The organism is Mesorhizobium metallidurans STM 2683 (assembly GCF_000350085.1).
In the GTDB taxonomy this organism is placed as follows: Bacteria; Pseudomonadota; Alphaproteobacteria; order Rhizobiales; family Rhizobiaceae; genus Mesorhizobium; species Mesorhizobium metallidurans.
This window is the reverse complement of the sequence record NZ_CAUM01000093.1, coordinates 47,787-56,067: the sequence shown is the minus strand read 5'-3', so window position 1 is coordinate 56,067 and position 8,281 is coordinate 47,787. Positions and strand designations below refer to the sequence as shown.

General features: G+C 66.0%; 7 protein-coding genes. 1 reads left to right on the top strand and 6 read right to left on the bottom strand.

Translation table 11 applies throughout. The annotated features are described in order from the left end of the window. Positions 1-14: 14 nt before the first annotated feature. The 5 genes from MESS2_RS14595 to MESS2_RS14575 form a co-directional block, all read right to left on the bottom strand. The gene (locus MESS2_RS14595; protein ID WP_008875119.1) at positions 15-884 is read right to left on the bottom strand and encodes a patatin-like phospholipase family protein; all 870 of its coding nucleotides are present in this window, start codon (positions 882-884) and stop codon (positions 15-17) included. Positions 885-1,112: 228 nt separating this feature from the next. Then, the gene (locus MESS2_RS14590) at positions 1,113-2,459 is read right to left on the bottom strand and encodes a M16 family metallopeptidase (protein ID WP_008875118.1); all 1,347 of its coding nucleotides are present in this window, start codon (positions 2,457-2,459) and stop codon (positions 1,113-1,115) included. A 160-nt stretch (positions 2,460-2,619) separates the two neighbouring features. Next, positions 2,620-3,969: a M16 family metallopeptidase gene (locus MESS2_RS14585; protein WP_008875117.1), complete on the bottom strand. Its 1,350-nt coding sequence runs from the start codon at positions 3,967-3,969 to the stop codon at positions 2,620-2,622. Positions 3,970-4,128: 159 nt separating this feature from the next. Then, positions 4,129-4,683, bottom strand: coding sequence for a 16S rRNA (guanine(966)-N(2))-methyltransferase RsmD (rsmD, locus tag MESS2_RS14580; RefSeq protein WP_008875116.1), 555 nt, complete (start codon positions 4,681-4,683; stop codon positions 4,129-4,131). Beyond that, on the bottom strand, positions 4,680-6,638 hold the full coding sequence (locus MESS2_RS14575) for a pseudouridine synthase (protein ID WP_008875115.1): 1,959 nt from the start codon (positions 6,636-6,638) through the stop codon (positions 4,680-4,682). The genes rsmD and MESS2_RS14575 overlap by 4 nt, the downstream gene beginning before the upstream one ends. A gap of 181 nt (positions 6,639-6,819) precedes the next feature. On the opposite strand from MESS2_RS14575, the gene MESS2_RS14570 reads away from it, so the two are divergent. Beyond that, a complete protein-coding gene (locus MESS2_RS14570) occupies positions 6,820-7,272 on the top strand; it encodes a nucleoside deaminase (RefSeq protein ID WP_008875114.1) in 453 nt (150 codons plus the stop codon). A 40-nt stretch (positions 7,273-7,312) separates the two neighbouring features. Here MESS2_RS14570 and MESS2_RS14565 read toward each other — a convergent pair whose 3' ends face one another. Next, positions 7,313-7,999: a hypothetical protein gene (locus MESS2_RS14565; protein WP_008875113.1), complete on the bottom strand. Its 687-nt coding sequence runs from the start codon at positions 7,997-7,999 to the stop codon at positions 7,313-7,315. Positions 8,000-8,281 lie beyond the last annotated feature (282 nt).

Sequence of the window (8,281 nt, the reverse complement as noted above, 5' to 3'; positions counted from 1 at the left end):
GTCCCGACTCTACCCTACCCTTTCCCCCGCCTGCCCTTCACCATCGCACCTGCCCTCGCCTCCATCACCAGCTCGATCTCCCGCTTCAGCTCGTCCTTGATCGCTACCGTTTCGCTCATCAGGGCGTCGATCTTCATGAAGTCGAGCACGCGGTATTTCGACACCGCCGGGCGCACCAGAATGTCGGGGCGGCACTGTTTGAGCTTGTGAGCTGTTATCGACTGCATCATCAGCTGCGTGGCGCCGAACATCAGGTCGACGGAGGTCGGGTGCTTGCGCTCGGCCTCGGTCGGCGCGCCGACGACGTCGACGGCGATGATGATGTCGGCGTCCTTTTCGATGAGATCGAACGGCACGGGGTTGTAGATGCCGCCGTCGATCAGCAGGCGGCCGTCGCGCATCACCGGGCGGAACACGGCGGGAATGGCGGCCGAGGCGGCAAGGGCCGAATGCAGTTCGCCGTCGCTGATCACCTTCAACCGGTGGCCGTAGTAGTCGGTCGCCGTCACCTTCAGCGGGATCTTCAATTCGGCGAAGCTTTCGGGGATCGCTTCGGGCAAAAAGGCTTTCAAGATGCGCTCGACATTGAACTGGGTGACGCGCAGGCCGCCCTGCAGCGCCTCGGCGAAGGTGCCGGGCCTGGCGCGCCACATGCGGGTGGCCACCTCGACCCGGCGCGAGAGGACCGAGCGCGTATAGTCGTGCATGTCCTTGCCGGTCATGCCGGAGGCCATGCCGGCGCCCATGATGGCGCCGATCGAGGAGCCCGATATCGCCACCGGCCTGATGCCGAGCTCGTCCAGCGCCTCGATGACATGGATATGCGCCAGCCCGCGCGCCCCGCCGCCGCCAAAGGCGATGCCGAAGGTGGGGCTAGCGGGCATTTTTGAGGCTCCGTGCGGCAGAGCTTGACGAAAAAGCCCCCTCACCCGGATTGCCAACCGAATTGCGAAGAGCAATTCCGGGCAATCCGACCTCTCCCCGAGGGGAGAGGAAGTCGCGGCGCCGGCGCCAGCCTCTTCTCCCCCACGGGGAGAAGGTGGCCGCGAAGCGGCCGGATGAGGGGGCACCTTGTGGGGAGGGGCTAGGGGTCTGCCGCAACAAAGGATGGCTCATCCCTTGCTCCCCAGCTTCGGCCCCACCACCATGATCGACGGCTCTGGCGAAAGCAGCTTCTTCGCCACCGCCTTGACCTGATCCAGCGTCACCCCGTTGATGAGCGCGGCGCGGCGCTGGATATAGTCGATGCCGAGCTTGTCGAGCTGCAGTTCGAGCAGCGTCGAGGCAATGGAGCTGGAAGAATCCAGATTGCTGATGGCATAGGCGCCGACCATGTATTTCTTGGTCGCTTCGAGTTCGGCCTCGGTCGGGCCCTCATCGGCCATCTGCTTGACCACCTTGCGCACCAGCGCCAGCGTCTCGGCCGCGCGGTCGGAACGCGTCGCGGTGGAGATGACCAAAGCATTGGCATGCCGGTGGTCGACAAGGCCGGAGCTGACGCTGTAGGCCAGGCCGCGCTTTTCGCGCACTTCGTCGTAAAGGCGCGAGGTGAAGGCCGAGCCGCCGAGGATCTCGTTCATCAGCGCGGCGGCGAAGAAATCCGGCGCCTGGCGCTTGACGCCGGGATAAGCGAGCTGCAGCGAGGTCTGCGGCAAATCGTAATCGACCGCGACCTGCTCGCCGAGCTTGGGGGCGATATCGGCGACGGGGGCGAGCGCCGGCTTTTCCGGCAGGTCGCCGAAGACGGCGTCGAGTTTCTTCTTCAGCGTCTCGGCGTCGATGGCGCCGACCACCGCCACATGCAGGCCGCCACGGGCGAAGTTCGCCTTGTGGAAGGCGGCGAGATCGGCCGGCGTGATGGTGGCGATGCTTTGCCTGGTGCCCTGGTCGGGCCTGGAATAGGGATGCGCGCCGTAGATCGCGCGCAGCCATTTGGTCTGGGCGATCGTGTTGGGGTCGCGCTCACTGGCGATGATGCCGGACAGGACTTGGGAGCGGATGCGGTCGATCGGCGCCTGGTCGAAGCGCGGATGGTTGATCGCCATGCCGAGCAGGTCGAATGCCCCGTCGCGCTGCTCGGCCAGCATGCGCATCGAACCATAGGTGCCGTCGCGCTGCGCATCGAAGCTCATCTCGGCGCCGACCTCGTCCAGTTTTGCCTGGAAGGCCTCGCTGTCGAGATCGCCGGCGCCCTCGTCGAACAGGCCGGTCATCAGATTGGCCAGCCCCTCCTTGCCCGCGGGGTCCTGCGTGGAGCCGCCATCGAAAGCGAAGCGGATGGCGATGATGGGCACGGAATAATCCTCCACCAGCCAGGCGGTGATGCCCTTGGGCGAAGTCACCTGCTGGATGTTCATCGCCGCGCGGGCGGTGAGTGGGGGGAGGATGAGGAAGAGGATGGCGAGGAAGAGGGTGGAGAGGGCGACGCGCCACTTGCCAAGGTCGGCGCTCCCCCTCACCCAGCCTCCGCTTCGCTCGGCTGACCTCTCCCCGTGGGGGAGAGGAGCTTGCCAGCGCCGGCGGAACTCTCTTCTCCCCCACGGGGAGAGGGTGGCCGCCAAGCGGCCGGATGAGGGGGCGGTCTCGCGAACAGGCATGATGCTCAAGCTCATCATCAAATCAATTCCCCGCCTGTGTCTGCGGCAGCAGATACCCCGTCGTCGAATGATCGAGCTTGAGATACCTCGCGGCGACCGCCTTGACCTGGTCGGCGGTGACCTTGCGGATCCGGTCCGGCCATTCCTGGACATCCCTGACATTGCCGCCGGTGGCCAGCGTCGCGCCATACATGTTGGCCATGTCGTCCTGCTTGTCGCGGGCGAAGATCATCGACCTGATATAGCGGTCCTTGGCCTTCTCCAGCTCGCTGTCGGTGACGCCGCCGCTGGCGATGCGGGCGATCTCGGCATAGACCGCGGCCTCGACATCGGCCAGCCTGGCATCGCCGCGCGGCGCGCCGTAGACGGTGAAATTGGTGGCGTCGAGCATGCTGCCCTGGAACCAGGCGCCGGCAGTGGCGGCGATGCCCTGGCTGACGACAAGCTGCTGGTAGAGCCGGCTGCGATTGCCGCCGCCGAGGATCTCGGCCAGCAGATCGAGGGCTTCCGCCTCGCCGGGCTTTGCCGTGTGATAGGACGGCACCACCCATTGCGTGGTAAAGGCCGGCACGGAAACGCGCGCGTCGGTCAGCGTCACCGTGCGCCTGGTGTTCTGCTCGGGCTCGACCGGACGGATGCGCGGCGGCAGATCGGGCCCACGCGCGACCTTGCCATAGGTTTTTTCGGCCAGCGCCTTGACCGTTTCCGGCGTCACGTCGCCGGCAACGATCAGCACCGCGTTGTTGGGCGTGTAATATTTGTCGTAAAAGGCCTTGGCGTCGGCGCGGTTCAACTGCTCCATCTCCTTCATCCAGCCGATCACCGGAATGCGGTAGGGCTGGTTCTGCCAGAGCGTGGCGTCGACCTCCTCCTCCAGCACCGCTTGCGGATTGCTGTCGATGCGCGAGCGGCGCTCCTCCAGGATGACATCGCGCTCGGTCTTGATGACATCGTCGGTGAGGATGAGGTTGCGCATGCGGTCGGCCTCGAAGCTCATCATTTCACCGAGCGCGGACGGCGCCACCGTCTCGTGGAAGGCGGTGTAGTCATAGGAGGTGAAGGCGTTGTTGGAGCCGCCGATGGCCGAGACGGCGCGGTCGAACGCGCCGGCGGCATGGTTGGTCGTCGCCTTGAACATCAGGTGCTCGAAGAAATGCGCGATGCCGGATTTGCCCGGCGGCTCGTCGGCGCTGCCGATCTTGTACCACACCATATGGGTGACGATCGGCGCGCGGTGATCGGGGATGACCACCACCTCCATGCCGTTGTCGAGCAGGAAATTCGTCACCGTGCCATCGCCGGCGGCGAGTGCGGGCGTCGTCGCCAGGGCCAGCGTCAGCAGCGTTCCGCGCAGCCATTCAGAAGGTTTCATCGATGGCTCCGGTTGTTGTGGCGAGACGATAGGCAGGGTTGCTGGCCGAGGCAAAGTGAATTGTTCGTCATTTTGAAGGCGCTGCGCTTCCTCGCCCCGCTCCATGGCCACGTCCGGCAAATGCTGGCGGAACTCGGGCCTAGCGGAATACAACACCCCTCACCCAACCTCGATAAACCGGATCACCGTCTCGCCATAACCGCGCTCGTCGACCACCACAAAGCCTGGCCCAACCTCAAACGGCGCCGCCGCGGCTTCCTCGACCACGCAGAGGGCGCGCGGCAAAAGCCAGCCGCCGTCCCTGGCCGAGCGCAGGGCGCGCTCGCCGAGGCCTTTGCCATAGGGCGGATCGGCGAAGACCAGTCCAAAAGGCGAAAGCGTGCCAGCCTCGCCCAGTGCCGTGGCGTCGCGTCGAAAAATCTTGGTGCGTCCGGTGAGCCCAAAGGCCTCGACATTGGTGCGGATCAGGCCGCGTCCTTCGGCCGATTCCTCGATGAAGACGCCATAGCCAGCACCCCGCGACAGCGCTTCGAGGCCAAGCGCTCCGGTGCCGGCGAAGAGGTCGAGCACGCGCGCGCCTTCAAGGCTCTGCGGAAAGCGATGCGCCAGCACGTTGAAGAGAGCCTCGCGGGTGCGGTCGGTGGTCGGGCGGATGGCATGATCGCGCGGCGTCGCCAGCGGGCGCCCGCGAAACTCGCCGCCGACGATTCTCATCTCGTCCTGGGTCCCTTGGGGCCGCCGCCCCGTCGCTCACCGTCCCTGCCGCCACCTTCAGGCCTGTCGCCACGCGGCTTGCCGAATGGCTTGGCGCCACCAGGCTTGCCATAGGCCGGCTTGAACGAGGCCTTGCGCGCCTTGGCCTCGGCCGCCTTGGCGGCATCGGCTTCCGCCCTGCCCTTGCCGATGGGACGCGAGCCGGGCGCCATCCAGACATTGGCCTTGCGCTGGCCCGGCGGCTCGATCGGCCGCTGCTCGCGCTCGGATTTCTTGCCGCCGAAACGGGGCTTGTCGCCAAAGCCGCCACGCGGTTTGTCGCCGAAGCCGCCGCGCGGTTTATCGCCAAAGTCGCTGCGCTCAGGTCTCGGGCCGCGCTCGCCAAAACTCTTTTCCGGCCGCGCGCTTCTTTCGGGACTTGTCGAAAGCTTGCCCAACGCCTCGTCGCGGCTGCCCTCGCGACGCTTGCGGTTCTTGATCAGCCCGCCCTCGCCGATCGGACGGCGGTCGACCCCGTCCCGCGCAAATTTCGGCCGCTCGACCTCTTCGTGGCGCGGCTCGGTGCGCCGCACCGGCTTGTTGGAAAACGGCTTGGTGATCTCGGCGTCGAAATTGGCGCCGGATTCCTCGACCAGGCGCTCGCCGAGCTGGTCGCGCAGCACGCGGCCCTTGATCTCCAGCACGTGGCCCTCCGGCAATTCGTCGAGTTGGAACGGCCCGTAGGAAATGCGGATCAGCCGTGTGACATCAAGGCCGAGGGAACCGAGGATGTTTTTTACTTCCCGGTTCTTGCCCTCGCGCAAGCCGATCGTCAGCCAGGCGTTGGAGCCCTGCTCGCGGTCGAGGCTCGCCTCGATCGCGCCATAGAAGACGCCATCGACGGCGATGCCTTCACGCAGACCGGCGAGCGCGCTTTCCTCGACCTTGCCGTGGACGCGCACGCGGTAGCGCCTGAGCCAGCCGGTGGCCGGCAATTCGAGCACGCGCGACAGGCCGCCATCATTGGTGAGCAGCAGCAGGCCTTCGGTGTTGATGTCGAGCCGGCCAATGGTCATCAGCCGCGGCAAATCGGCCGGCAGCACGTCGAAGACGGTTTTGCGCCCCTCGGGGTCGCGATTGGTGGTCACCACGCCGGCCGGCTTGTGGAACAGGAACAGCCGCGTGCGCTCGATCGGCGGGATCTCCATGCCGTCGAGATGGATGATGTCGCCCGGCATGACGTTGAAGGCCGGCGAGGTGAGAGCCCGGCCGTTGACCTTGACGCGGCCGGCCGCGATCAGCTCCTCGGCATCGCGGCGCGAGGCGAGGCCGGCACGGGCGAGCCGCTTGGCGATGCGCTCGCCGGCCTCTTCCGTTGCCTCGGCGGGACGCGGGCGCGGCTTGAAGCCGGCTTTTGAGGTCGGCGGCCGATCTCCACCGAAGTCCCGCTTCGGGCGATCGCTGAAGTCGCGCTTGGGACGCTCGAAGCGCTTTTCGCCACCGGCCGCTGCGGAAGCCGGCCGGTCGCCGCGTGGCGCGTAAGGTTTGCGCGCGCCCTCGCGCTTCTCATAGGGCTTGCGCTCCGGGCGCGGACCTTTGTGGAACGGTCTTTCGGCGCGCGCTTCGCCTGGCTCGCGCGGCTTGTACTCGCGCTTGAAATCGCGCTGCGGCCGCTCGCTTTCGGCTGCCATCGGACGATCGCCGCGCGGCGCGTAAGGCTTGCGCGGACCTTCCCGCTTCTCGAAGGGCTTGCCTTCGGGACGCGGTCCTTTGTGAAACGGCTTGTCACCGCTTTTGAAATCGCGCTGCGGCCGCTCGCCTTCGGCCGCCATGGGCCGGGCGCCGCGCGGTGCATAAGGTTTCTTGGCGCCGAAGCCGCCACCCTTGCCGGCGCCATCGCGGCGCGGCCCGGCCGCTCTCGGGCCGCTTTTGCCCGGACCTTTTTGGCGCGGGAATTTCTTGTCGTTGTCGTCCATGTGGCCTTTGCTCGTTTGCGCCGCTACAGCGCCGTGGGTCCTCACGGACGCGCAAATGACGCTGCAGTACTTTGATTTTGCGCACGATCCCCAGCGAAAACCGATTCCGGTTTTCAGGGATCATGCGCTAGATAACAGGATCGCCGTCGAGTAGCGAGGGGATAATCGGAATGGAAACCGCGTGAAGCGGCCGGATTTCATGGCGCTGGCGCTGCGCGAGGCCGAGGCTGCCGCCTTACGCGGCGAAGTGCCGGTCGGCGCCGTCATCGCCAGCGGCGATACGGTCGTGGCAAAAGCCGGCAACCGCACCCGCGAGCTTGCCGACCCCACCGCGCACGCCGAAATACTGGCGATCCGCGAAGCTTGCCGCAAGCTCTCCAGCGAGCGGCTCACCGGCCATGATCTCTATGTCACGCTGGAGCCTTGCGCCATGTGCGCCGGCGCCATTTCCTTCGCCAGGCTGCGCCGGCTCTATTTCGGCGCCGCCGACGAAAAAGGCGGCGCGGTGGTCAATGGCGTGCGCTTCTTTACATCGCCCACCTGCCATCATGTGCCCGACATCTATCCGGGCCTGGCGGAAAGCGAGGCAGCCTTGCTGCTGAAGGATTTCTTCCGGGAGCGGCGCGAACCCTGAACGGATCGGCGTCGTCAAAGCGACGAAATATCGGCGGTACCTACCAGGTCGGTAGCCAGTCGAACCAGCCGCTGCCGCCCTTGCTCTTGGCGGCCGCCTCCTTCTTGAGGCGACGCTCCTTCTTGTACTCGTCCTCGCCGAGCTCATTTTGCGGCGCGGTGTCAGAGGCAACACGGTATTGCAACGGCGGTTCGCTGAGATATTTGCGGGTGTTCGGATCACCCTGGTTGGCTTCGGCCTGGCGGCGCTTGATCTCATCGGCGCGGCCCTTGTCCGAATCCGACGGTGACCAGGCCGGCGGGTGGCTGGAGGCCGAGTCCGCCATCGCCTTCTTCACCGAGGCGGGATCGGTCTGCACATCATCGACGATCTGCGCCTGGTAGGACGGATCGTCCTGATTGGCGGTGGCATCGGCGCGCAGGCGGGCGCGGCGCTGCTCGGGCGATTCGGGCCAGTCGGCGCTCGCCGTCTCGATGCTTTCCTGCGGCGGCGGCAGGTTTTCCTTCTGCCCCGGTCCCGGCTTCACCAATTCGGGGCGCGGCTTGTAGTCGATCCGCTCCTTGCGCTGGGGCGAGATCGAAAAGGCGCTGGTCAGATCGCCGGCAAGCTGTTCGCCGGCGGTCTTGTCGGTGCCGTAGGTCGGAGAGCCCATGCAGCCGGAGAGGGCGAAGCCCGATACGACAAGCGGCGCCAGCAGCGCAATGCGCGCGCAAGTTCTTTCGGTCATGCCAAAAAGTCCCACTCTAGACTGCCTCTCGATCGCCACCGGCCGAAGGTCCGATCCCCATCATCCATGCACTTGCGACGGAAATCCGGCGACAATTTGTCGGCCGGAGTTTCGCGTGTTTACCTCAACCACCCGTTAAGGGCAACGCGCGGGGGCCGATCAGCCGCCCCCCGTGGCACTTTTGCACCGATATGGTGGCCATGCATTTCGTTATCCCAAAACCGCTTCGCACTTTTGGGCGACATGACTCTTTGCTCGATGCATGTCGTTGTCCCAAAACCG

Coding starts and splice junctions, on each gene's coding strand:
- MESS2_RS14585 (WP_008875117.1), bottom strand. CDS start 3,969: ATGAAACCTTCTGAATGGCTGCGCGGAACGCTGCTGACGCTGGCCCTG.
- MESS2_RS14565 (WP_008875113.1), bottom strand. CDS start 7,999: ATGACCGAAAGAACTTGCGCGCGCATTGCGCTGCTGGCGCCGCTTGTC.
- MESS2_RS14575 (WP_008875115.1), bottom strand. CDS start 6,638: ATGGACGACAACGACAAGAAATTCCCGCGCCAAAAAGGTCCGGGCAAA.
- rsmD (WP_008875116.1), bottom strand. CDS start 4,683: ATGAGAATCGTCGGCGGCGAGTTTCGCGGGCGCCCGCTGGCGACGCCG.
- MESS2_RS14595 (WP_008875119.1), bottom strand. CDS start 884: ATGCCCGCTAGCCCCACCTTCGGCATCGCCTTTGGCGGCGGCGGGGCG.